This window comes from Allorhizobium sp. DMC15 (genome assembly GCF_056314065.1).
Genome location: NZ_JBQUZB010000002.1, coordinates 1,151,763 through 1,175,605, shown reverse-complemented (window position 1 = coordinate 1,175,605; position 23,843 = coordinate 1,151,763). Strand labels below are relative to the sequence as shown.

Here is a 23,843-nt window from a genome sequence, read left to right as displayed (position 1 = left end):
CGGGGTGGAGCAGCCCGGTAGCTCGTCAGGCTCATAACCTGAAGGCCGCAGGTTCAAATCCTGCCCCCGCAACCAAAACCGTCCAAAACAAATCCGCAACCGCCTCTGTATAACAGGGGCGTTTTTTGCGTTTCTGGAGGCGGCGGAAGAGCAGGCGATCCCGAGCTTGGCAAGCGTTGGAGCACTTTGTGCAGTGGGAGGGATTTGATTAAAGGGGCACCTTAGCAAAGCTTATAACAATAACAGGGACGTAACCTGCTAATGTTTATAGGGCGCCGGTTCAGAATCCTTTAAGAGCGCGGGTTCTGGCAGCTAAGTGACGCATGTTCACCATTGTCGCGGCCGACGCTATTCGCTGGAATCAGCAATCGCCTGCAACGCGTGATATTGACTGCGTTAACGCATCACCTTCTCAAACAGAAACCCTTCGTCGTCCGGCAGATCACTCGGACCTGGTCGATGTGCATCGGGGAACTTGGCGTGGTGAAACGCGATGATCTTGAAGCCGCACTTGTTCACGTAGAAGTGGATGTTGCGCTTCTCGAAATAGGGCGTATGGGTTTGCCAGGTGATCGTCTTCGGATAGCGCGCTTCGATTGCAAGCCACGCGTTGTGACCCAGCCCTTGGCCATGCTCGCCAACCTTGAGGAAAAAGAGGTCCAGCGTGTTGTGATGCGTTTCCTCGTCGATGGTCACGACCGCGCCACCGACCTTTTTGCCGTCCGAGAGAATATGCAAGGCAGCAGCGCCTTGTGCATGGATGGATTGATCCAGATCTTCGTCGGAAGGGACCGGGCCATCTGGCAGAGCCCCGTACCTATCAATTACGGCGACCGCAAATGCTTCCTGGAGTTCTCTCTTGAAGTCCTGCAGATCATCCGGATGAGCGACTGCCAGGGTAACGGTTTGATTGGTCACGATGTCTCTCCTAGAGGTTGCTGAAGCGGAGCGCGGTTCTGCGCCCTTAGCCACGCCACCGATCCTCCAAAGCACAGCATCCTGCTGAGGCCTGTGACCCCGGGATGATTTCGTCAAAAGAGGAGCTAGCAGACCAGCGTTGGCGAGTTGTGGAGGTCTTGTGGAGGATGTGTGGAGGCGTGCAGTCAATGGGAAGGAGCCTCGGGATTTCGGTGGATGAGTTGCAATCAATTGCAAGTCAGGAGACTACCTCACCGAGATTAATCTCGAACATGGCGCCGCCAGTGCCTGACCGGGCGTAGCGGACTGTCCCACCATGAGCCTCGACGATTGCACGGACGACGGAGAGACCCAGACCATTTCCGCCCTTCTCCCGCGAGCCTGACTGTCCGCCTCTCCGGAAGGGTTCGAACGCGGACGTGGCGATGTCGGGGGCGAGACCGGGACCTTCGTCGGCGACACGCAGGATCACCTTGTTGCTTTCCACGCCAAATCTGATTTCGATGAGGCCTCGATGCGCATATCGGCGGGCATTGGTGACGAGGGCGAGGAGGGCCTGCCGGATCCGCATTGGGTCAACCTGCACCATCACATCGGAAAGGTCGAGCTTCAGCTCGAAGCCTTCTTGTTTCAGGTCCTGCTCCAGCACGGCAGCAAGTTTGTGGATCTCGTCCTTGAGCCGAACAGGCTGTAGGTGAAGATCAAGGTGACCACTATCGGCAAGGGTGACCGTGCGCAGATCTTCCACCAGCCTTGCCAGGGAATCCACCTGCAGGACAAGCGCCTGAAGCGATTTTTCGTCGGGCTCGAATAGGCCGTCGATCATGCCCTGCAGGCGGCCCTTCAGAATGGTCAGAGGCGTCCGCAGTTCATGGGCAATGGTCGCATTCCAGAGCTTCATGTCCGAGGCCATGTCCTGCAGGCGCTGCGCCATGGCGTTGAAGTCTTCAACAAGAAGGGCTGTTTCCCCTAGAGAGTGGTCGCCTGGGATAGCGCGAGCCGAAAGATCGCCGTCCTTAATGTGTCGGGCGCTTATCGCCAAGGATTCCAAGGGTTCAAGAATGCGACGCGCCAATCTGATCGAAGCGATCGCCGCGACAATCAGCGCGATCAGGATAAGAATGGCCAGTATGATGAAATCGAAACCCGTCAGCCAATTGTCCGTGTCTTCGGACCAAGGGGAGAAATAAAAGAGGATGGTGAAGGCGAGATAGGTGCCAAAGAATACGAGCAGACCCGCGGCCACGGTGACTGACGCCATGGCAAGCAAGATCTGACGGCTGAGCCCCCTCACGATCACGGATCGACCCCGAGGCGGTAGCCAACGCCTCGAATGCTGATCAACAAGCCTTCGCCTCCCGCCTGTTCGAGCTTCTTGCGCAACTTGCTCAGATGGCTGTCGATCGTTCGATCCAAAGCGTCAGAGCCGGGCAGGCAGGCGTCAACGAGTTCGGCGCGCGAGAAGACCTTGTTGGGTGTTCGAGCGAGATGGGCAAGGAGCCTGAATTCGGTCAGTGTGAGGGGAACGGCCACCGGTCCACTCTCCTTCTCGATCTTGACCTGATAGCTGTCGAGATCAATGGTCAGGCTTCCAACCCGGATTACAGCCCCCGCCTGAGCTAAACCTGCGCGACGCAACACGGCCTTGGCCCGCGCGACGACTTCGATCGGATTGAACGGCTTGACGATGTAGTCGTCCGCGCCGATGCGCAGTCCCTGCAGGCGGTCGGCATCCTCATCAAGCGCCGTGATCATGATGACGGGTGTGCGGCCTCGTCTCTGAATCTCGGCGAGGAGCTCAAAGCCATCCAGGCGCGGCATGGTGATGTCAGCGAGAACGATATCGGGTTTCAAGGATCGGTGCAGATCGAGTGCGACCTGCCCGTCGCGGGCATGCACTGTGCGGAAACCTTCGCGGGCAAAATAGGCTTCGAGGATACCGGCGATCTCCGCATCGTCCTCAGCTATCAAAATAAGTTCTGCCATGATCGTAGCACTCCTTACGATTTACATGACACCGAAGCGTCTGTCCGTCGAGCCGCCATCTTCCGCCTCCACACGATCGCAACAAAACCTCCACAATCCGCCAATGGAAGGCTTCTAGAGCATCGCCATCGACCAATTCCTCACGAGATGATGGTGACCCAGATGCGAAACGTCGCGCGGTTTTGGATTTTCTGCATGTTATGTGTGCCGCTACTTCTGCTCCTTGCTTGCAGTGGTGAGCAGGATGCTGAGGCGAATGCAACGGCCAAGCCGCAGGCCGTGCGGGTCGGCGTAATGACGGTGCAGCCGCAAGCCGTCACTGTTTATGACGAATTGCCCGGTCGGGTCAGTGCTTTGCGCACGGCCGAGATCCGGCCGCAGGTCAGCGGCATCATTCAAAAGAAGCTCTTCCAAGAGGGCTCTTTCGTCACTGCCGATGCGCCGCTCTTCCAGATCGATCCGTCGCCCTTTGTGGCCGACGTCGATGCAGCATCCGCCGCGCTTGCGCGGGCAAACGCCGAACTTGTCAACGCGAAGGTGAAGTTCGAGCGCGCTCAGCTTCTCTCGGCACAGAAGATCACCAGTGACGAGGCTTTCAACAATGCGACCGCGACGCTTGCCCAGGCCAAAGCGAACGTCGCAGAGGCCTCGGCCAATCTGGCACGGCGAAAGCTTGACCTGGCAAATGCGACGATCCGCAGCCCGATCAGTGGGACAATTGGTCAGTCGTTCATGACGGAAGGCGGGCTCGCTTCCTCATCCGGGAGCACGCCGCTTGCCGTGATCCAGCAGATTGATCAGGTCTATGTGGATATCCGGCAATCCTCCATGAGCGTGGAGAGCCTGCGTGAGACAGTGACGGGTTCAAAACTTGGCGATCCTGAGAAACTGCCGGTCAAGATCAAGACGATTACGGACAAGCCCTACGCCCATACCGGCACCATCTTGTTTTCCGACATCTCGGTCGATACCGCCACGGGGAGTCTGGGGATCCGCGTCATTGTCCCTAACCCGGAAAACCATTTGCTGCCGGGCATGTTCGTGCGTGCACTCGTGCCACGCGAAGTCTATTCCGCAGCTCTGCTCGTGCCTCAAGAGGCCGTTATGCGTGATCTGACCGGAAAACCGCAACTCGTCATCGTCACCGCCGACGGGACGGGAGAGAGACGCCAGGTCGAACTGGGGCCGCTCATCAATCGGAACTACCTCGTAAAGCGAGGTCTTGCGGCGGGTGAAACCGTCGTCGTTCAAGGCCAGGACAGGGTCCAGACTGATCAACTTCTGGAGACGTCACCGGTCCAAACCGCCCCCGATCCGCAGAGCTGAGATACTTATCATGCCGCAATTTTTCATCGAACGGCCTGTCTTCGCATGGGTCATCGCGATCATGATCGTGATCGCTGGTCTGGTTGCCATCCCGCAATTGCCCGTTTCACGCTACCCAGCGATTGCCCCACCGAGCGTGTCGATATTTGCGAGCTATCCGGGCGCTACCCCGCAGGTCATCAACGACAGCGTCACAAGCGTCATTGAACGCGAGATCTCCGGTGCCAAGAATGTGCTTTACTTCGATTCGTCGGCGGACTCTTCGGGATCCACAACGGTCACTGTCACCTTCAAGCCGGGCACCAATCCGGAACTCGCACAGGTAGACGTCCAGAACAGGTTGAAGGCCGTCGAATCGCGGTTGCCTGAAGTGGTACGCCGGGGCGGGCTGTCGGTGGAATCGGCTTCGTCGGGCTTCCTGATGATTGTCTCCTTGAAGTCCAAAGACGGCAGCATCGACGCATTGGCGCTCGACGATTATCTCGTGCGCAACATCGCTCCTGAACTGAAGCGCGTATCCGGCGTCGGCCGCGTCCAGTCCTTCGGATCGGAAGCTGCCATGCGGATCTGGGTTGATCCCGCGCGCCTCCTCGCGCACTCGCTCTCGATGGCCGAGGTCACGCAGGCAATTCAGTCGCAGAACCTTCAGGTTGCGCCTGGGCGGCTTGGCGATGCGCCGACTGTTCCGGGGCAGAAGGTCACTGTGCCGCTCAATGTCAGAGGTCAACTCCAGACAGTTGACGAATTCTCGGGCATCATCCTTCGCTCCAATCCGGACGGCTCTCGCCTGACATTGGGGGAGATTGCGCGCATCGAGATTGGGGCGCAGTCATCGAGCTTTGCCATTCTCGACGGCGGTAAACCTGCAACGGCTGCCGCCATCCAGGTGACCCCCGGGGCAAATGCGGTCACGACCTCGAACGGTGTTCGCGCACGGCTCGCAGAGCTTTCCCTCACCCTGCCGGCGGGCATCGAGTATGCAATCTCTTACGACACGGCACCTTTCGTGAAGGTCTCGATCCAAAAAGTGGCGCAGACATTGGCTGAGGCCATGCTGCTCGTCTTTCTCATCATGCTGCTCTTCCTACAAAACATTCGCTACACGCTGATCCCGGCAGTCGTCGCACCGATCGCACTGCTTGGCACCTTCGCCGTCATGCTGGCTTTAGGCTATTCCATCAATGTGTTGACGATGTTCGGAATGGTTCTCGCGATCGGTATTATCGTCGATGACGCAATTGTTGTCGTCGAAAACGTCGAGCGACTTATGGCAAAGGAAGGGCTGTCGCCGCTTGAGGCCACACGCAAAGCCATGAGCGAGATCACCGGCGCAGTGATTGGGATCACGCTTGTCCTGACGGCCGTGCTTCTTCCGATGGGCCTGGCTTCAGGCTCGGTTGGCGCGATCTACCGCCAGTTTACGGTGTCGATGGCGGTCTCAATCGCATTCTCGGCGTTTCTGGCTCTCAGCCTCACCCCCGCTCTTTGCGCGACCCTGTTGAAGCCGATCGACCCCACTCATCATCATCGGAAAGGGTTATTCGGTTGGTTCAACCAAGGTTTTGACCGCTTGACCGAGGGCTACACGGATCGGGTCAAACGTCTTGTCCAAAAGACCGGCCGGACAATGCTCGCCTATCTCGCGATTGTGGGCGCAGTCGCCTATGGCTACAGCACGCTGGCCACGGCATTCGTGCCGGAGGAAGACCAGGGTTCCTTCATGACCTCCATCACGCTGCCTGCAGAGGCGACGGCTGAACGCACGCGAGACGTCGTCAATCTTTTTGAAAAGCATGTCCAGACGAGGCCGGATATCGTCAACAACCTGACGATTATGGGTTTTGGTTTCTCGGGCTCGGGTACCAACACCGCCATGGCCTTTACTAGCCTCAAGGATTGGGGCCAACGCTCTGGCAGCGTCGATGACGAGGTCAATGCAGCGACCGACGCCATGGCTGCCGCGCCGGAGGGCGAGGTCCTCAGCATGAAGCCGCCGGCAATCGATGAACTCGGTACGACGTCCGGGTTGTCACTCAGGTTGCAGGACCGCGCCAATCAAGGTGAAAAGGCGCTTGCTGAGGCTGCAGCACAACTCACGCAGCTTGCCTCTCAGAACAAATTGCTGAGCGACGTGCGGGTGGACGGGCTGCCAAATGGTCCAAGTGTCACCCTTGTGGTCGATCGCCAGAAGGCGAGTGCGCTGGGCGTTGCCTACACGACGATCAGTGACACGCTCAGCGGCTCTGTTGGTTCGAGCTATGTGAACGATTTCCCGCGTGACGGTCGGCTGCAACAGGTCATCGTTCAGGCCGAGGCGAAAAGCCGTATGCAGGTCGATGATATCCTTAACCTGCATGTTCGCAGCGATAGCGGCAAGATGGTCCAGCTCTCCGAGATCGTGACGGCGGAATGGTCGACCATTGCGCTGCAGGTGACACGGTATAATGGGTATCCGTCTCTCAGCCTATCGGGTTCGGCCGCAAAGGGTGTTTCAAGCGGCAAGGCCATGGATGAAATCGAGCAACTGGCGCTGAAGCTTCCCAAGGGCTTTGCCGTCGAATGGACGGGGCAGTCCCTGCAGGAGCGGCAATCGGGTGCCCAGGCGCCGATACTGATGGCCTTCTCGTTCCTGATTGTCTTTCTGGTCCTGGCTGCACTTTACGAAAGCTGGACCATTCCGCTCTCCGTCATGCTGGTCGTCCCGCTCGGCATTCTCGGGGCGGTTATCGCAGTTTATCTCCGAGGCCTGGAAAACGATGTGTTCTTCAAGGTCGGCCTCATTACCCTGATAGGCCTCTCCGCCAAGAATGCGGTGTTGATTGTGGAGTTCGCGCGCAAGCGTCAGCGCGACGGGCTGGGACTTGCGGACGCTGTCGTTGAAGCAGCGCGCCTGCGTCTGCGACCCATCGTCATGACCTCACTCGCTTTCACCCTGGGTGTCGTGCCGCTGGTCATTGCATCTGGTGCAAGCTCTGAAACCCAAATTGCCATTGGAACCGGACTGTTTGGCGGAATGATTTCCGGAACGGTGCTGGCGGTCCTGTTTGTCCCGATCTTCTACGTTGTCGTCACGCGGTTTACATGCCGAAAAGAAGGTTTTTACACCTTAAGTGCGAACAGCTAGTCGGCAGCAATGGCGTGCTAGTTCATGCCATCTCCGTCGGTTCGTCCGCTTTCGTCCCTCGCGGGGCGCAATCGCAAGGCTTGCCCCTGGGAGCGTGCCAAAAATGGTGCGCAAGTTTGGTGCATCTTGGCCGGCCGGAGTGAGCTCCTCACCGTGAAATTGTCCGCAGCGACAGCGGCCTTCCAAGTCAAGCGGTCGCGCTGGCTGTTTGGGCGTCTTCAAACTGGATATTGCATCCCCACGTATGGATCAGCCCTATCCATAGCTCCATCTTGAGGGCGTCCCCGAAGTGCGCGTTCCAAGCCTCGACACTGCGCGTGGTCAGATCCTGAAAGCGTGTCTGCAGTTCGGTATCGCTGGTCGAGATCTTGACAACGACGTCGGGAGCAGAGCCCGTCCGCACTGCCATTTTGTTGAAGGCCAGGGTCGTACAGCGATTGAGTTCCACGATGATATCATGATCGGGAACATGGAGAATGTTTCTGGCCGCGTCGAAAAAGAGGCTCATCAGCGCGTCGCTATCATTTTTTAAACGCGACTCCGCTTCGACGGATTTCGGAAAGACTTCAATATATGCCATCTGCAATTTGGTCCCTTGCCAGGTCGATCCATGGAGATCGCCATAGTCAGTCGGTCTTCTTGGGAATCTTGAATTCCATCAGTTCGATCGGGAAGCCCATGGGAGGATCCATGTCCATCTTCACCTCCGTCGAAACGTCGGACGAGATCTTGTCAGTCACTTGCCAGCCGAGTTTGCCGAGCCGTTCCAGTTCTGCGTCGAGATTGGGTGTCAGAAAGCCCACTTCGCTCAGGTGTCCGATCGGAAGCCCGCAGCCCGTGTCGTATCCGAGCGTCTGCCTTTCGAGCGGTTCCATCAGCTCAATGTAGAACTCGTCGTTGACCCATGTGCCGCTGACGGCCGCTTCGCCCTTGAATAGCTGACCTTCAACCCGAGTGAAGCCGCTTGCGCCGATGCCGAGCGACTCTGCAAGGACCTTCTCCATGCGATCGAGGTTTTCGACTCTGATGCAGATGTGATTCATGATGAGCCGGTTCTCGCGACGGCATTTTTCGATCAGACGCAACATGCGAGCGTCGATCGCTCCTTCGACGTCGTGATCCCTTCCTTGTTCCTGCATCACCACACCTCCCATGTGTTTGCTTGATTGTCAAAAGGACTGATGTTTTTGAGGCATATAAGCCTCCTGCGGGAATTTAGCTACAGTTAGGCGAGGAACATCATATGCGCCGCCATTTGCGGTGCACTCACGTTTCTTTAGCGTTCGACTGAATAAACCGCGATTATTGCAATATCACAGAAAACTCTTCAGGCAATCTCAAAAATATCACAAATGGAAATGTAAGTGCTTTTTTGTGAGGGCGAGATGCAAATAAGGGGTCGTCTACACAGTGCGTGTAGAAGTCAGGGACACGGTTAGTCGGGCGCGTTAGCCTAGGGTGCGGCGGTCGCCTCGGTCTTGCGCATCCGTCTTTTCTGGACGCTGAGACTGCTCGAGCTGCGCTCCATGTCCATCAACAAGGTCATTGCACGTTCCGCGTAACTCAAGGCTGCCACGAGAGCCGTCTGTGCGGCGAGAAGGTCTTTACGTCTGAGTGCTTCCAGGATCTCCAGCAGGTGAACATGGATCTTGCTGACAAATGCCGGTGCCTCAAAGATCGCGTTGGACGGCGGAGCGACGTGAACCCAGGCGTATTCGATCATTTCAATCAAGGCTGATGAGCCGCCGGTCCGGTAGATTTCCATCAGCATCGAATTAAAGCGCTGCGCATATCCGGCCGTCCTGCCGTGCTCGACTTCCTGGCGGATATTCTCAGCCTTATCGATCATCACCGCCAATTGCTGCGGCGTAATTCGCTCCGATGCCTTCTCGAGAGCGAGCGTCTCCAGTCTAACGGTGATCTCGTAGAACTCGCTGAAGCGGCGCTGGGAAATGACCGGCACGCGTGCCGACCTGTTTTCCTCGATCGTCAAGGCTCCTTCGTTGCCAAGACGCTTCAGGGCAAGTCTTACCGGCATAGGGCTGACACCGAATTCGGCGGCGAGATTCCGGATTTTCAAGGTATGGCCGGCCGGCCATCGACATTCCATCAGATCCTTGCGGATGGAATTGTAGATCTGGTCCGCGATGGTTTCCTTGCCGCCTTCTGTCAGGCGTTTGTCGTTCATGGTTTTCGGCTTTCCGAAGCGGTCGAATGTCTCAGTTGGCGCGTCAGTTCTATAGGTCATTCGTACTCGGCTGCCACAACAGTTTTCAAGTCTTCGCAAATCAGAGCCGTCAGCCCACCATTTTGATGGCTCCCGATGTTTCCGCCGTCTGTACTTTGGCCTTGAGACAGTCCTGTGGGGCAGGGCGAACTCAGATGACGCTGGAGGCAAGTCGCCTGAAGCTTGTTTGTCGGAGCACGCCCTGCCATCCCAGATCACTTTATCCAAGCACTCCAAACGGCCTCATTGCTGGACAGCCATGCAGACGCCACCTCGTCCGCTGCCTTGCCATCAACTTCCTGCAGCTTGATGGCGTTGGCTACCTCTTCGGTGCCAAGCGTCATCTTTTTCAATATGTCGATAGCGTAGGGTTCCTTCGCCGCAAAATCGGTGTTCACCAGCTTGAAGACAGATCCTTCAGGCGGTGCGCAATCGCGTGTGGCGTTCGGGTTCGGTCCCCAAGCCGGGTCGTCGTAGCAGGCCTGCTCGAAGGCCGGCAGAGCGATGAAGCTGCCTTCGGTGCCGCCATAGAGCCAGTGGGGCGAGAAGCCGTAACCGATTACCGGGGTCTTCTTCTGAATATCGCCCTGCATGGTGGCAATCATGGTCCCCAGCGATCCGGGCGGTGTGATCTTGATGTCGAGCTGCAGTGCTTGCGCGGTTTCGACGGGACCGATGATATCTGCCGGCACGCCCAGGAAGTTGATCTTGCCTTCCGTTTCCGGTGTGGACAGTGCCTTGACGCATGCGGGTTCCAGCAGGGCTTTCCAGTCCGGGAGGCCTGGGCAAAGCTCACCGACATAGGATGGGTACCAGAGGCCCTCCTTCACCACGACGCCAACCTCGCCGACCTTTTCGACACTTCCACTCGCAAGTGCCTTGTCGATCTGTTCCTTGACTGAACTCCAAGCCGCGGGAGACGCGTCGATATCGCCAAACTCGAGAGCGGTGAAGTGCGCGCTGTAATCTGTCTTCACATATTCAACTGCATAGCCGGCCTTCGTCAGCACCTGGCCCAAGACATTGCTGATGAAATCGGCGTCCGGAATGTTGAAGACAGCGAGCCTTATCGGATCCGTCGACTGCGGTGCGCCGGCTGCGAAGGCTGCTCCCGGCAAGGCCGTCGACGCAAGAAGCGCTGCTGCTGCCACCCATTTCAGATTGTTCATTTGCTTCCCCTTTTTTGCTTGTATGAACTTGTTGTTCGTCGTGCAGGACCTCGCTGAACCGAGGCCCGACCCGTTGATCATGCGTAGCCGGACGGCGGGACGAAGGTGCCGAAGATCTCGTCACAAAGCTGGGAGAAGGCCAGGGTGGTCCTGTCGCCGTAGGAAGGGCCGATCAGTTGAACACCCGCCGGCAATCCGCCCACTTTCCAGGGAAGCGGACGTGCAGTCGATGGCAGGTGGGCCAGGGTCGCCACCCCAGGCCAAAGGAGATTCTCCAGATAAGGAACCTTCTCGCCACCGACATCCAGGGTTCGCGCCATGCTGGGCACGGGGCCGTCGCCGTCTTGATTCTGATGGCGGAAGGCCGGTGTCATCGAGACCGGAGTGATGAGTATGTCGAAATTCTGGAACCAGGCGTTCCATTTGGCGATGTGCTGAGCCTGTCTTTCAAGCAGGATGAAGAAATCGGCCGTGCTGCCGCGGATTGCCCGGGCGGCCTGTCCAGCGACAGTGTCTGCCGCATAGATGGCCGCCGCATGGTCGTAGTCGGAGAGGTCTGCTCCCGCGAGTTCTCCGCCGATCACCGCAAAGAGAAGGGAGATGTAGAGATTTTCATCTCCTACAAGCGGATGCGGTGTCGCGTCGAGTTCGACGACCGACGCACCTTCTTTCGCCAAGGCCTGACCGAACAGGGAAATGGCCGCGCGATACTCCGGATCGACGGGGTAGCCACCCGACCAGACTGCGACACGAAAATCCTTCAGAATACCGGCCCGGCTCTCTGGCAAATTGAGCGCCCATGCTTCTCCGGGAGGCGCACCGGCCAGGATGTCGAGACCGAGGATCAGGTCGGCGGAGCTTCTCGCCATGGGGCCGCAGACAGCGATCGGTGACTGGACCAAGGCACCCGGGTTCGGCGGAACCTGCCCGCGCTGCGAAACAATCCCATAGCTCGGCTTGTGGCCCCAGGTGCCGCAGAAATGCGAGGGTATGCGGATCGAGCCCCCGATGTCGCTGCCAAGCTCGAGGGAGGTGAAGCCCGCCGCCAAGGCCGCAGCCGAGCCACCGGAGGAGCCACCGGGCGTCCGTTCATGGTCCCACGGATTGTTGGTGACGCCGAAGATCGGATTGTAGCTCTGGTGGTCGGCTGCAGCGAGCGGCACATTGGTCTTGCCCCAGAACACCGCTCCTGCCGAACGCAGCCGCGCGACGGCGTCAGCGTCGCGCGCCGATCTGTAGTCGGTCAATTCGGGAATTCCGGCGCGGCAGCCAAAGCCTTCAACCTCAAACGTATCCTTGATGGTCATCGGCAGGCCCGCAAGGGAGCCCTTGATCTTGCCGTCGTCCACGGCACGCGCTGTTTGGAAGGCCGCCTCGAATTGCGTTTCAATGACGGCGTTGATCTGAGGTCCGAGCGTTTCGGCCCTCGTCTTCATGTGCGTCAGAAGTTCTACCGCGCCGATTCTGCCGCTGTGCAGTTCCTCAAGCGTCTCTGTTGCTGTCCACCAATGCGGGGGCGTCGTCTTCGGCATGATTTCCTCACAGCGCTTGTCGCGGGGTCTCTTGATAAGAATTTTTTGGGTGTCCAGGACGGAACTGAAGTCCTGCGCTGCACCGTTCAAACGATTGGGTGGTGCTGCAGCGGACCAGCGAGTTCGGAGGCTGCCAGGGCCTCGCCGAGCTTTTCCCGTCGCATGAAGCCCACGGTCTTCTGGCTCTCGTCGCAGAAGGCCACGACGTTCGCGCCGTCTGCAAACGCACGCGAAACATCCTTCAGGCTTGTGCGCTTCGGAAGGCGCTTGTCGAACGCCGGTGGTTGCCCAAGCTCCATGAAGCGCTCAGCCATGTAGACCCGACCCCGATCGACTTCGGCCGTAAATGCGCGGACATAGTCGTCAACGGGGTTTGTCACGAGCTCTTCTGCAGTGCCGCACTGAACGAGGCGGCCCCGACGCAAGATGGCGATCCGGTCGCCGAGCCGGGCAGCCTCCTCGAAATCGTGGGTCACGAAGATGACGGCCTTGGCGAGCGAAGACTGGAGCCGCAGCACCTCATCCTGCATTTCCCGTCTGATCAGCGGATCGAGCGCGGAAAAAGGCTCATCGAGAAGCCACAGCGCCGGGTTGCTGCAAAGGCTTCGGGCAATGCCGACGCGCTGCTGCTGGCCGCCCGACAATTCGTGCGGGTAGTGATCTTCCTTCGATTTCAGGCCGACCAGTTCGATCATTTCCAAGGCTGCAGCGCGGCGAGACTTCGCATCCCGCTTCTGGATCTCGAGCGGCAATTCGACATTGCCGAGAACCGTGCGGTGCGGGAGCAGGGCAAAGTTCTGGAAGACCATGCTCATGTGCTGCCTGCGCAGCGCCAAGAGATCAGCGCGCGCCATGCCCGTGATCCGTGTGCCCTCGTAGAGAACCTCGCCGGATGTCGGCTCGATCAGCCGCGTCAGACAGCGCAGAAGCGTCGATTTGCCCGATCCCGACAGGCCCATGATAACGAGTGTCTCGCCACGACCGACACCGATATTGATGTCCGCTAGTGCGACATAAGCCCCAGTCTTCTCGGCAAGTTCAATCCGCTCCTGAACGGAGTGGGTTCCCTTGTCCAAGGCAGCGCCGCCGTCCCCGTAGATCTTCCAGAGGTTCTCGCATTCGATGATCATGGGTGGTCTCCGGAGCTTGTCTTCGATGCCTGGAAGTGTCTGGCCTCGTTCAACATGATTGGGTCCGAGGATGTGTAGCCCCCGTCCACCACGACCATGGCGCCGGTGACGAAACTGGCCTTGGGGGAGGCCAGAAATCCAACAACGTTGGCGACTTCTTCCGGCGTCCCGTCTCTGCCTAAAGGCGTCACCGAGGCAGAGTCGGACGAACCTTCGCTCGTCATGTCCGTTGAGATCCAACCGGGCGCCACGGCGTTGACGCGAATGTTCCTGGATCCAAAATTGCAGGCGAGGCTGCGGGTGAGATTGTTGAGCGCAGCCTTAGAGGCTGCATAGGCCATGCTGGCATAGGAGCCGATCATGCCGTCCGTGGACGACACCATGACGATTGAGCCGCCATTCGTTACCCTTTCCTTCAAGCCGAGCGAGAAACGAAGGATCGAGCTGACATTGGTTTCGAGCGTCCGGTCCCAAATTCCCTGGTCATAGTCATCGAAGTCTTCAAACTCGATCATGCCGGCGTTGAAGATCAGGCAGTTGAAGGAGGCCGCCGACAATTCGCCGATGAGCTTCTCCTGACTGGCAGGCGAGGTCGCGTCGAGGTGATGAAGGGTAACCTTCCGACCGAGTTTCTCACCAAAGCTCACCAGTTCCTTCGCTGTGTCGGCCTTGGTCCGGTAGGTGGCGTGAAGATCGTATCCCTCCTGCAGGAGATGCTCTGCAATGGCTCGACCTATGCCTCGAGAGGCGCCCGTCACCAGGGCTACTGGCGTATCTTTCTGATTTCTCATTGTATTCCCTTGGATGGGCTTGAGCCCAGGCATAAGTCCCTGTCTGTTCCTCATCATAAGAAGCACAAAAAAATCACAAATCAATCGGAAATCGGCAAGAAAGACCGATAAATTTCACTTTGAGATATTTTTGTGATTGACAGATTGGCTCGATAGGCTCTCACTTGTGATGATAAGAACAAGGGGAACCAGATATGAGATCTTATTGCACCAACCGGGCGATCGCGCTTGCCATGTCGCTCGCCGCGTCAACGGGAATTGCCGTTGCTCAGGATGGCAAATTTGAAGACACAGTCCGTGTCGCCGTCTTCAACATCCCGGACTCGGACTTCGTGGACCACACCTTCGGTCAGGTGCTGGAAAAGGCCGGATATCAGGTGGAGTATGTGAAGATCGACTACACTGCGCATTTCACGGCGCTGGAGTTTGGAGATGTCGACATATCGCCGGCGGTTTGGGAGACCAGCAAGGTGTTGATCGACAAAGCCGTCGCATCCGGTAGCGTGGCCACTGCGGGTTCGGTCGGGGTTAAGACCAGGGAAACCTGGTGGTATCCGAACTATGTCGGCGAACTTTGCCCAGGACTGCCTGACTGGAAGGCTCTCAAAGATCCAGCCTGCGTGAAGGCACTCTCCACCTCATCATCAGAAGGCAAGATCAACTATCTCGGCACCCCGCCGGATTCTGCTGCTTACGACGAGGAGCGTATCGCCGCGCTTGGTCTCGATGTGCATATCACGCGGCCGGGCACCGTCGGCGCCATGGTCGCCACCATGAGAGGCGCCATGCAGAAAAAGGAGCCTATCATTGGCTGGGGCATGGTTCCCCACTGGCTCTACGGCTCCGGAGAGGGCCAGTTCGTAGAGTTTCCCGAATTCGATGCCGCGTGCGAAAGCGATCCGAGCTGGGGCGAAAATCCCGATGCCACATGGGATTGTGCCGTTCCCTCCGGGCAGATCGTCAAGCTGTACAATGTCGAGTTTGCCGAGAAGGCTCCCGACGTCATCAAAGTGCTCGAGAGCTTCAAGCTGACCGTCGACGACGTTGCCCGTGGCATCTCACGTCAGGATCTTGATGGTGTGACGCCGGAGCAAGCAGCGAAGGAATGGATTGAAGCCAATTCCGCGCTCTGGTCCCCCTGGACCAAATGATCAGGCGGGCGGCTCGCGTTTGGGCCGCCTCACTCCGTCCGTGGCGCTGCACGGTCCACCCAGACATTCCGAACTGCGCCAACAGGCCTCTTCCGCCGCCGACCGTTCCGGCCGGCTTTCCTAAGGTCGTCCAACAAGGGGAACACAATGAACAACCGACGCCTCAATCTTACCATTGCCAGCGCACTTTCACTCTTGCTCCCGGCGAGCGGCGCGCTTTCACAGGATGCCAAATTCCAGGAGACGGTGCGGATCCCCGTCTACAACGTCCCGGATTCCGACTTCGTCGACTATGTCTTCGGCCAAGTTCTGCAAAAAGCGGGCTACAATGTCGAGTTCGTCAAGATCGACTACACGGCGCATTTCACGGCTCTCGAATTCGGCGATGTCGATCTTTCGCCGGCCGTATGGGGCACGAGCAAGGATCTGATCAACAAGACGCTGGAATCAGGGTCGGTCAAGAATGCCGGCTCTGCCGGTGTGGAGACCAAGGAGAGCTGGTGGTATCCCACCTATGTCGGCGAGTTGTGCCCCGGTCTTCCCGACTGGAAGGCCCTCAAGGATCCGGCCTGCGTGAAGGCACTGTCCACATCGACGTCAGACGGCAAGATCAACTATCTCGGGACCCCACCTGACTTCGCGGCCTATGACGATGAGCGCATCAAGGCACTCGGTCTCGATGTGAAGATCACGCTGCCGGGCACGGTCGGCACGATGGTTGCGACCATGCAGGGGGCGATCCAGAAGAAGGAGCCGATTATCGGCTGGGGGATGACCCCACACTGGCTCTATGGATCCGACCAGGGCCGGTTCGTCGAGTTCCCCGAGTTTGACGATCGCTGCCCGACAGATGCCAGCTGGGGCATTAACCCCGATGCCGTCTGGGATTGCGCTCTTTCGACCGGTGATATCGTCAAACTCTACAATGTCGATTTTTCAGAGAAGGCCCCCGACGTCCTGAAGATTTTCGAGAGTTTCAAGCTGACCTCCGCCGATGTCGCCAAGGGCATAGCTCGTCAGGATATCGATGGTGTTACGCCGGAAGCGGCAGCCAAGGAATGGATCGACGCCAATAACGGGATCTGGTCGTCATGGCTGCAGTAACCGAAGTCAATCACACGCCGGCAGCTCCTGCTGCCGGCATTTTCGGCGCCAACGCCACGAAGCTCTTGCTGTTTACCGCGCTCGCCATCTTCGTGCTCGGCTATTTTGCCAGGAGCATCTTGCCGGAGGGCCTGTATGCCTGGCCCCAAGCCTACCGAATACCGCTTCAGGCAGCGGCGAACGACTGGCTCGATCAATTGCTCCGCCGCACCGAGATTTTCGATCAACCGCTGCGGATCTATACGCGCAGCCTCGGAGAACTGCTCGGGGTGCCGATGCGCTTCATTCAAAGCGCACTGGCCAATGGCTGGAGCTATGTCGGGGCGGATGGCGCACGTGACAGCATCCCGCCGCTGCCGTGGATCGTCGTGACCGCGGTTTTTGTCGCTTCGGCCTGGTTTGCAGCCGGGTCTCGGCTCGCCGCCTTCACCTTGGCAACCTTCGTCTATTACGCCGCTTTCGGCCTGTGGAACGAGGCGATGCTGACGCTTGCCTCCGTGTCGGTGACGATTGTTCTCGGGGTCGTGCTCGGGTTGCTGGCGGGTATCGCGCTCTGGCGTTGGCCGCGACTGGAGAAAGTGCTCAATCCGATTTTCGACATCATGCAGACGATACCGCCGTTCAGCTATCTGGTGCCGGTTCTCGTGCTGTTCGGGTTCGGTCCGGTTGCGGCTCTCGTCGCCACCATGATTTTTGCGCTCCCTCCCATGGCCAAGGCAACGGCCTATGCGCTCCGGCGTGTGCCGGCCTCGGTGATCGAGCTTTCAGAGATGACCGGCGCAAGCTTCTGGCAGCAACAGTGGAAGATCCTCATCTCGACCGCTCGTACCGATATCCTGCTTGGCTTGAACCAGCTCGTGATGATGTCGCTCGCCATGGTCATCCTTGCGTCGATGATCGGCGCGGGCGGGCTCGGTGGCGAAGTGTTGAAGGCACTTCAGTCCCTCCGCTTCGGTCGCGGGCTGGAAGCCGGTATCGCCATCACGCTCATGGCCATACAGCTCTACAGTTTCGGTCATGCCGTTGCCACCCGCCGGCCCTCACACGAGGATGGTCAGGAACGCCGCAAGAGATATGCAGTCGTTTTGGCCGTCATTTCACTGTCGGTCGCTCTTGCGCTTCTGTCGTCGAGCTTCCGACAGTTTCCGGAAACCTGGACCGTGTCCTCATCCGATGTCTGGTCGAAAGCGATCGTCTGGTTGAACGGTCACTGGGGATCTTACTTCGAAGCCTTCCGCACTTTCATGACGTTCTGGATCCTGCGTCCGCTTCTGGACGCCATGCAGGGTGTCGGGTGGTTCGCCACGGCGTTGGGCCTTGCGGTTCTCTGCCTGGCATTCAAGCGACCACAGGTGGCACTGCTATCCGTTCTCATCATCCTGGCAATTTCGGCGATCGGCTATTGGGAGGCGGCGGTGATTACGCTGCATCTCGTCTTCGCTGGCACGCTCCTGTCCCTCATCGTTGGGGTGCCTTTGGGAATGTGGGCATCGTCGTCGCGACGGGTCTACAAGATCACGGATGGCATCGTGACGACACTCCAGACTCTGCCGTCCTTCGTGTATCTGATCCCCATCGTGATGCTGCTGGGGCCTGGCGATGTGTCCGGTCTTCTGGCGATCGCCATCTACTCGATGGCGACAACGATCCGTTACGTCTCTCATGCGCTCAAGGAGGTCGACAAGGGGGTCCTGGAGGCAGCCGAAATGTTCGGTGCCAGTTACTGGCAGACCTTCTTCAAGGTGCGTCTGCCGCTTGCCTGGCCGGGCCTGCTTCTGGCGCTCAACCAGACACTGATGATGGCTGTCGGTATGGTTGTCATCACATCGCTCATCGGTACTCGCGGTCTGGAATTGGAAACGATCGAAGCCATCGCGAAGGTCCAGGCGGGCCGGAGTCTCGTGGCAGGTCTCGCCATCTGCGCTCTGGCCATCTTGATCGACCGCATCCTGAACGCGGCGGCAGAAAGCTGCTCGCCTGAGAAATCACGCAAGGCAAGGGTCACCGCATGAAAATCTTCAGCCATGGCGGGCATCGGGCTCATGAAGCACGATGTGAACTGGTTCCGGGAGAACTGGTTCCGACGATCGAAACCGCCGACCGGATAGACCTCGTGTGGGAGGCACTTGCTGAGCGGGGATTCAAGGCTCCGGTGGATTGCCTTCCTTTGACGGCAGCGGATCTGCTTGCCATTCATGATCGACATTACCTGTCATTCCTGGAAGCTGCTTGGGACGAATGGACTGCAGGTTTCGGCGACGAACATGATGGCATCGCCTTCGTCTGGCCACACCGAAACCGTCCACCGCGCCCCCCGAGGGCAATCGAGGGTAAACTCGGCTACTACTTCTTTGACGGGGTTAGCCCGGTCACGCAGCATGTCTGGTCCGCCGCGACAGGGGCAGCCGGGGCTGCCCGCAGCGCTGCCGAGCATCTGCTGGTTTCCGGCAAATCGTCATTTGCGCTCGTCAGACCGCCGGGCCATCACGCCTGTCGCGACATGGGCGGCGGAACCAGTTACCTCAACCACACGGCGCTCGCAGCCTCGACACTTGCAGCGAGCGGAGCCCGTGTGGCTATTCTCGACGTGGATGCGCATCACGGGAACGGCACACAAGACATATTCTGGAAGAACTCGGATGTCCTGACAGTGTCGATCCATACGGATCCTGCTGATGATTATCCGTATTTTTCGGGATATGCCGATGAGATCGGGGAGGGAGCCGGCGAGGGGTTCAACCTGAACCTGCCCCTGCAACCAGGATCGACCTTGGAAACCTATGGTGCTGCACTCGATGCCGCGCGCGCCAGGATCCATGACTTCGCGCCCGATTATCTCGTCATCGCGCTCGGCGTTGACGGCTATCGGGGCGATCCCTCAGGCAAGCTGAACCTCAGACAGGAAGACTTCTCCCGTATTGGCGAGGCCATCGCGGCGCTGAAGGCACCCAGAATGTTCGTCTTCGAGGGGGGGTATGACAAAGCTGCGCTCGGGGATTGTGTTGCCAGGGTGCTGGAGCCCAGCCGTCACCTGTAAGTGTCGCTGTTCGTCTCCGCCCTCCGGGCATTACGCTTGGAGGGCAGAGACAAAGACTGCTGGCAGCGCTCAGTAACCGAGCGCACACCCGTCCATACGGCTGTCCGATCCTCCGATCAGGACGCCTTCCTTCCAGTCGATCATGATCATCTGTCCGCCGCCATGCGGTTCCGGTGCAACGACGACCTTGTGGCCCATTTCCTGAAGCCCTCTGATCGCGGCTCCTGGAATCCCGCGTTCGACGATGGTTTCGCCCATGCTGTGGAAGATGCGCGGCTGGTCGATCGCCTCCTGCGGATCAAGGCCGAAATCCGTGACGCCGGTGAGCACATGCGTATGCCCGAAGGGTTGATAGTCCCCGCCCATGACGCCGTAAACCAGATAGGGCCGCCCGTCCTTCAATGTCATGCCGGGCATGATGGTATGGAGTGGGCGCTTGCCGGGTCCGATTGCGTTCGGATGGTCCGGGTTGAGCGAGAAGCCCATTCCCCGGTTCTGCAAGGTGATGCCATAGGTCGGTGACACCCGCGTCGAACCGAAACCCCAGTAAACCGAGTTGATGAAACTGACGCAGTTGCGATCACGGTCTACCACGGTGAGATAGACCGTATCGGTTCGGCGCATCAGCGGTGGGGGCAGATGGGTCGCGAAACGGTCCGTGCTGATTTCGGCGCGCAGTCGCGCGGCATAGTCCTTGGACAGGATCTCTTCAAAGGGGAAGGAGGCTTTTGATGTATCGCAGACGAAGGCGTCGCGATCACGATAGGCGAGACGTCCGGCTTCGACTTCCAGGTGAAGCCGCTCGGCGTTCATCGGTTGAAGTTCAGAGAGATCGTAACCTTCCAGGATGTTCAGCATCAGAAGCGCCGTGATGCCCTGGTTGTTTGGCGGGATCTGGCAGACTTCCATGCCGCGATAGGTCGTCCGCACGGGCGTTACGTATTCCCCTTGCGCGATCGCAAAGTCTTCTTCCGTGTGGTAGCCGCCGAGACCGCGCAGATACTCGACGATTTCTTTTGCAACCGGTCCCTTGTAGAACCCATCCCGACCGTTCCGGGCAATGAGGTCAAGCGCTTCGGCCAGTCCGGGATTGCGGAAGACCTCGCCGGCGCGCATCGGCCGGCCCTTGGACAGGAAAACCTTCAGTGCGTTCGGATCGCGCTGCAGACGCGGCGCATCCTCCACCCAGTCGCGGGCGACCCGTGGATGAACCGGGAAGCCGTTGCGCGCGAAATCAATGGCCGGCGCCAGAAGTTCGCCGATCTCCTTGCGTCCGTGGTCGGCAACCAGACGAGTCCAGGCATCGATCGCACCGGGAATGGTCACGGCATGGGCACTGTTGTCCTCCACTTGTGTCGCGCCCTCCGGGGCAAGACCGCTCGTGGGCAATCCGCGCGGCGTACGACCGGAACCGTTATAGCCGATCACCTCATCGGTGCCGTTCTTGCTCATCAGAACAAAACAGTCCCCGCCGATGCCGGTTTGCTGCGGTTCAACCACCGCAAGAACGGCAGCAGCAGCAACGGCGGCGTCGATCGCAGCGCCACCGCTGCGAAGGACTTCGATCGCAACCCTTGTCGCGTGGGGATTGTGGCTGGCTGCCATTCCATTCATCGCCATTGCGGCGGAGCGGCCAGGAAGTTGAAAATCACGCATCGTGAACTCCGTTTTGCAAGAGGCGGCTGGCGGCGGCTCTGCCGCACCATTACGATCTTGCCTTTGCTGTCGCCAGTGATCGTCTCACGCTATCAGAGCAAGGACCATCGGCATATTCTATCGGGTGGACGCCCGTCCGAGCCGGACGAACGTTAATTTTTGGCAGCTCTTTGGATCAGTGGTCCCGTTTGCCGATCACGCGCGAGAGGAAGGTGGCCGTTCGCTCGTGCTTCGGGGCGGTGAAAAAAACCCCCGGCGGTTCATCTTCGATGATGCGTCCTTCGTGCATCATGATGACCCGATTGGCGACCTCGCGCGCGAAGCCCATCTCATGACTGACGACAATCATTGTCATGCCTTCGCGAGCCAACTCCTTCATGACGTCCAGCACCTCGCCGATCATTTCGGGGTCGAGCGCGCTGGTGGGCTCGTCAAAGAGCATGACCGATGGCCGCATTGCGAGCGCACGTGCAATGGCTACACGTTGTTGTTGTCCGCCGGATAGCTGCGAAGGATAGAAGTCTTGCTTGTCCGCAAGCCCGACCCGTGCCAGCAGGGCGCGGCCCGTCTGGATTGCCTCATCGCGATCAATTTTGCGAACATGGACCGGCGCTTCGATGATGTTCTCGAGGGCCGTCAGATGCGGAAAAAGGTGGAACAGCTGGAAGACCATTCCCACTTCGCATCGCTGCCTCGCAATGTTGCGCTCCGTATCCTCGACCATCCGACCATTCTGTTCGCGATAGCCGATCAGATGGCCATTCACCTCGATGCGGCCATTCTGGATCTTTTCCAGATGATTGATGCAACGGATGAAGGTGGTCTTGCCAGATCCCGAAGAGCCCACGATGACAATGACCTCGCCTTTGTAGACGTCGAGATCGATGCCCTTCAGGACGTGTAGGTCGCCGTATCGCTTTTCGACGCCCCGAACCCTCACGATCGGTGTCTGCCTGTTGTCATGCGTATTGGTCATTTCGGCTCCTTGACGGCACCAAACCCAAGCATCCGAAGATAGATGGATCCCGCTTTCTTGTAGGCGGCTCGCGCGGCGGGATCTCCGTATCTCCGTTCGATACGAACTTGAATGAAGCCCCAGAGTGTGGTCAGGGTCAGGAAGTAACAGGCAACGACCAGGTAAAGTTCGAACACGCGGAATGTCACCGTGGTGACCATCTGCGTGGCCAGGAGCAGTTCCGGCACGCCAATGACGCTGAGAAGGGTGGTGTTCTTCAGCATGGCATTGAACTCATTGCCAAGCGGTGGAATGACGACACGTGCGGCTTGCGGGAGAATAATGCGCCGCATGTAGAGGGGATAGGTCATGCCAAGCGATTTGGAGGCTTCTGCCTGGCCAACGCCTACGGACCCTATACCGGCTCGTATGATCTCGGCCATGTAGGCAGCGGCATTCAGCGTCAGTGCCAAGACGCCGGCCTGGATGTTGCCCGGCAAGACGGCAATACCGAGATCAACGTCTTCAAAGCGGTAGAGACCTGCTGCAGCAAGCCCTGTATAGATGAACACAATCTGGACCAGAAGCGGCGTGCCCCGAAATGCCCACACGAAGAATCGTGCGGGCACGCTGAGCGAGCGGTATCTGGAAATCGTGGCCATCGCGAGAAAGAGCCCCAGCAAGGTGCCCAGCGCCTGAGCGATGACACTGATGCTGAGGGTTAGCCAAAGGCCGTTTAGGTATACCGAACTCGGTCTGAGCAGATATTCCCAGAAGATACTCGGATCAAAATTCATCGGTCAGGTCCTACTCGATCGCGTCGGCCCCGAGCTCCCATTTCTCAAGCAGCTTCGTATAGGTCCCGTCTTCCCGGATGGAATCGAAAGCCTTCTGAAGCGCGCCAATCGTCTCGGCTTCTCCCTTGCGGATCGCCATGCCCGTCTTGATCTTGTTGAAGGGTTCTCCCGCAATGTCAAAGATCTGGCCGGCCTTTGTGAAGAAGAAGGCGGCGGTCTCCAGCGTCGTGCCATACGCGTCGACCTGACCAGTCTGCAGCGCCTGACGTGCGTCGGCGTCCTTCGGGAAGACGACGATGTTCGCTTCCGGCTTGCCGGCTTCCTTGAAAAGCTTGTTCTGCTCATCGAGAAGGCTTTGGATTGTCGTTCCGTTGCCGACGGACACCTTCAGGCCAGAGAGGTCAGCAAGGCCCTTGATGTTGTTCGGATTGCCCTTCGGGGCCAGTAGCGACTGGCTCGAATACATGTAGTTGATGAAGTCGACGACTTCGCGACGCTCCGGCTTGTCGAAGAGCTGGGAGAGAATGGCGTCGCATTGCTTGGCCATCAGCGCCGGGATGATCGCGCTGAAGGCGACCTCCTTCCACTGCACTTCCAGACCCATGCGCTTGGCCAGTTCGGTTCCGAGTTCAATCTCGAAGCCCGTCAGCACCTGAGCCTCATCATAAAAGCCGAGCGGTGGGTTGCCGAACTCGGCGCAAAAGGTCAGTTTGCCGGCCTGCGTAAGATTGGCTGGAGGGGCAACACTGGCTGCATTGGCGGTGCCTGCCATGAGCATCAGCGCTATGGCGCTGGTCAGTTTAAGCGGTGAACGCTTCATGTCGATGTTCTCCTTCTGGATGTTCTTCGCGCGGAGGCTTCTGCATCTCGAGCGAGAGACCATTTTTTATTTATTGGTGGGCACTTACATTCGGCCGAGGCACAGCTGGCCAAGCTGAGG

At 58.6% G+C, this 23,843-nt stretch carries 20 protein-coding genes; 6 read left to right on the top strand and 14 right to left on the bottom strand.

The features are described from left to right. Positions 1 to 396: 396 nt before the first annotated feature. From ACT53S_RS14155 to ACT53S_RS14145, 3 genes are all read right to left on the bottom strand, one after another. Complete coding sequence (locus ACT53S_RS14155; RefSeq protein WP_476067456.1) at positions 397 to 918, bottom strand: GNAT family N-acetyltransferase; 522 nt, start codon at positions 916 to 918, stop codon at positions 397 to 399. 238 nt (positions 919 to 1,156) lie between these two features. Next, the gene (locus ACT53S_RS14150; protein WP_476067455.1) at positions 1,157 to 2,179 is read right to left on the bottom strand and encodes an ATP-binding protein; all 1,023 of its coding nucleotides are present in this window, start codon (positions 2,177 to 2,179) and stop codon (positions 1,157 to 1,159) included. Positions 2,180 to 2,214: 35 nt separating this feature from the next. Continuing rightward, entirely contained in the window at positions 2,215 to 2,904 is a 690-nt protein-coding gene (locus tag ACT53S_RS14145) for a response regulator (RefSeq protein ID WP_476067454.1), read from the bottom strand. On the opposite strand from ACT53S_RS14145, the gene ACT53S_RS14140 reads away from it, so the two are divergent. Both ACT53S_RS14140 and ACT53S_RS14135 read left to right on the top strand, forming a co-directional pair. After that, positions 2,812 to 4,230, top strand: a complete 1,419-nt coding sequence (locus ACT53S_RS14140; protein ID WP_476067453.1) for an efflux RND transporter periplasmic adaptor subunit — start codon at positions 2,812 to 2,814, stop codon at positions 4,228 to 4,230. The two genes, ACT53S_RS14145 and ACT53S_RS14140, sit on opposite strands and share 93 nt — an antisense overlap. Positions 4,231 to 4,240: 10 nt before the next feature. Then, entirely contained in the window at positions 4,241 to 7,354 is a 3,114-nt protein-coding gene (locus ACT53S_RS14135; RefSeq protein WP_476067452.1) for a multidrug efflux RND transporter permease subunit, read from the top strand. Between the two features lie 187 nt (positions 7,355 to 7,541). On the opposite strand, the gene ACT53S_RS14130 is transcribed toward ACT53S_RS14135, so the two are convergent. The 7 genes from ACT53S_RS14130 to ACT53S_RS14100 form a co-directional block, all read right to left on the bottom strand. Beyond that, a complete protein-coding gene (locus tag ACT53S_RS14130) occupies positions 7,542 to 7,934 on the bottom strand; it encodes a hypothetical protein (RefSeq protein WP_476067451.1) in 393 nt (130 codons plus the stop codon). Positions 7,935 to 7,980: 46 nt separating this feature from the next. Further along, a complete protein-coding gene (locus tag ACT53S_RS14125) occupies positions 7,981 to 8,493 on the bottom strand; it encodes a VOC family protein (RefSeq protein WP_476067450.1) in 513 nt (170 codons plus the stop codon). Positions 8,494 to 8,807: 314 nt separating this feature from the next. Further along, complete coding sequence (locus ACT53S_RS14120; RefSeq protein WP_476067491.1) at positions 8,808 to 9,800, bottom strand: GntR family transcriptional regulator; 993 nt, start codon at positions 9,798 to 9,800, stop codon at positions 8,808 to 8,810. After that, positions 9,797 to 10,750, bottom strand: coding sequence for a glycine betaine ABC transporter substrate-binding protein (locus tag ACT53S_RS14115; RefSeq protein ID WP_160143214.1), 954 nt, complete (start codon positions 10,748 to 10,750; stop codon positions 9,797 to 9,799). Before ACT53S_RS14115 ends, ACT53S_RS14120 begins: the two co-directional genes overlap by 4 nt. A 77-nt stretch (positions 10,751 to 10,827) precedes the next feature. Further along, the gene (locus tag ACT53S_RS14110) at positions 10,828 to 12,282 is read right to left on the bottom strand and encodes an amidase family protein (protein WP_142071164.1); all 1,455 of its coding nucleotides are present in this window, start codon (positions 12,280 to 12,282) and stop codon (positions 10,828 to 10,830) included. A gap of 86 nt (positions 12,283 to 12,368) precedes the next feature. Further along, positions 12,369 to 13,412: an ATP-binding cassette domain-containing protein gene (locus ACT53S_RS14105; protein WP_142071162.1), complete on the bottom strand. Its 1,044-nt coding sequence runs from the start codon at positions 13,410 to 13,412 to the stop codon at positions 12,369 to 12,371. Continuing rightward, positions 13,409 to 14,203 (bottom strand): SDR family NAD(P)-dependent oxidoreductase, encoded by a 795-nt coding sequence (locus ACT53S_RS14100; RefSeq protein ID WP_476067449.1) that lies wholly within the window; start codon positions 14,201 to 14,203, stop codon positions 13,409 to 13,411. Before ACT53S_RS14100 ends, ACT53S_RS14105 begins: the two co-directional genes overlap by 4 nt. Positions 14,204 to 14,397: 194 nt before the next feature. Here ACT53S_RS14100 and ACT53S_RS14095 point away from each other — a divergent pair, with 194 nt between their 5' ends. The 4 genes from ACT53S_RS14095 (at position 14,398) to ACT53S_RS14080 (ending at position 19,495) form a co-directional block, all read left to right on the top strand. Beyond that, a complete protein-coding gene (locus ACT53S_RS14095; protein ID WP_476067448.1) occupies positions 14,398 to 15,354 on the top strand; it encodes an ABC transporter substrate-binding protein in 957 nt (318 codons plus the stop codon). 147 nt (positions 15,355 to 15,501) lie between these two features. Continuing rightward, complete coding sequence (locus tag ACT53S_RS14090; protein ID WP_476067447.1) at positions 15,502 to 16,458, top strand: ABC transporter substrate-binding protein; 957 nt, start codon at positions 15,502 to 15,504, stop codon at positions 16,456 to 16,458. Further along, entirely contained in the window at positions 16,446 to 18,470 is a 2,025-nt protein-coding gene (locus ACT53S_RS14085) for an ABC transporter permease (RefSeq protein ID WP_476067446.1), read from the top strand. The genes ACT53S_RS14090 and ACT53S_RS14085 overlap by 13 nt, the downstream gene beginning before the upstream one ends. Then, positions 18,467 to 19,495 (top strand): histone deacetylase family protein, encoded by a 1,029-nt coding sequence (locus tag ACT53S_RS14080; protein WP_476067445.1) that lies wholly within the window; start codon positions 18,467 to 18,469, stop codon positions 19,493 to 19,495. Before ACT53S_RS14085 ends, ACT53S_RS14080 begins: the two co-directional genes overlap by 4 nt. Before the next feature lie 69 nt (positions 19,496 to 19,564). Here the strand turns inward: ACT53S_RS14080 and ggt are convergent, their stop codons facing one another. The 4 genes from ggt to ACT53S_RS14060 form a co-directional block, all read right to left on the bottom strand. After that, entirely contained in the window at positions 19,565 to 21,151 is a 1,587-nt protein-coding gene (gene ggt, locus ACT53S_RS14075; RefSeq protein WP_476067444.1) for a gamma-glutamyltransferase, read from the bottom strand. 175 nt (positions 21,152 to 21,326) lie between these two features. Then, positions 21,327 to 22,127 (bottom strand): amino acid ABC transporter ATP-binding protein, encoded by an 801-nt coding sequence (locus ACT53S_RS14070; RefSeq protein ID WP_476067443.1) that lies wholly within the window; start codon positions 22,125 to 22,127, stop codon positions 21,327 to 21,329. Then, positions 22,124 to 22,903 carry an amino acid ABC transporter permease gene (locus ACT53S_RS14065; protein ID WP_476067442.1) on the bottom strand — a complete coding sequence of 260 codons (780 nt, stop codon included), beginning with the start codon at positions 22,901 to 22,903 and terminating at the stop codon, positions 22,124 to 22,126. The genes ACT53S_RS14070 and ACT53S_RS14065 overlap by 4 nt, the downstream gene beginning before the upstream one ends. 10 nt (positions 22,904 to 22,913) lie before the next feature. Further along, the gene (locus ACT53S_RS14060; RefSeq protein ID WP_476067441.1) at positions 22,914 to 23,723 is read right to left on the bottom strand and encodes an ABC transporter substrate-binding protein; all 810 of its coding nucleotides are present in this window, start codon (positions 23,721 to 23,723) and stop codon (positions 22,914 to 22,916) included. Positions 23,724 to 23,843: the final 120 nt, after the last annotated feature.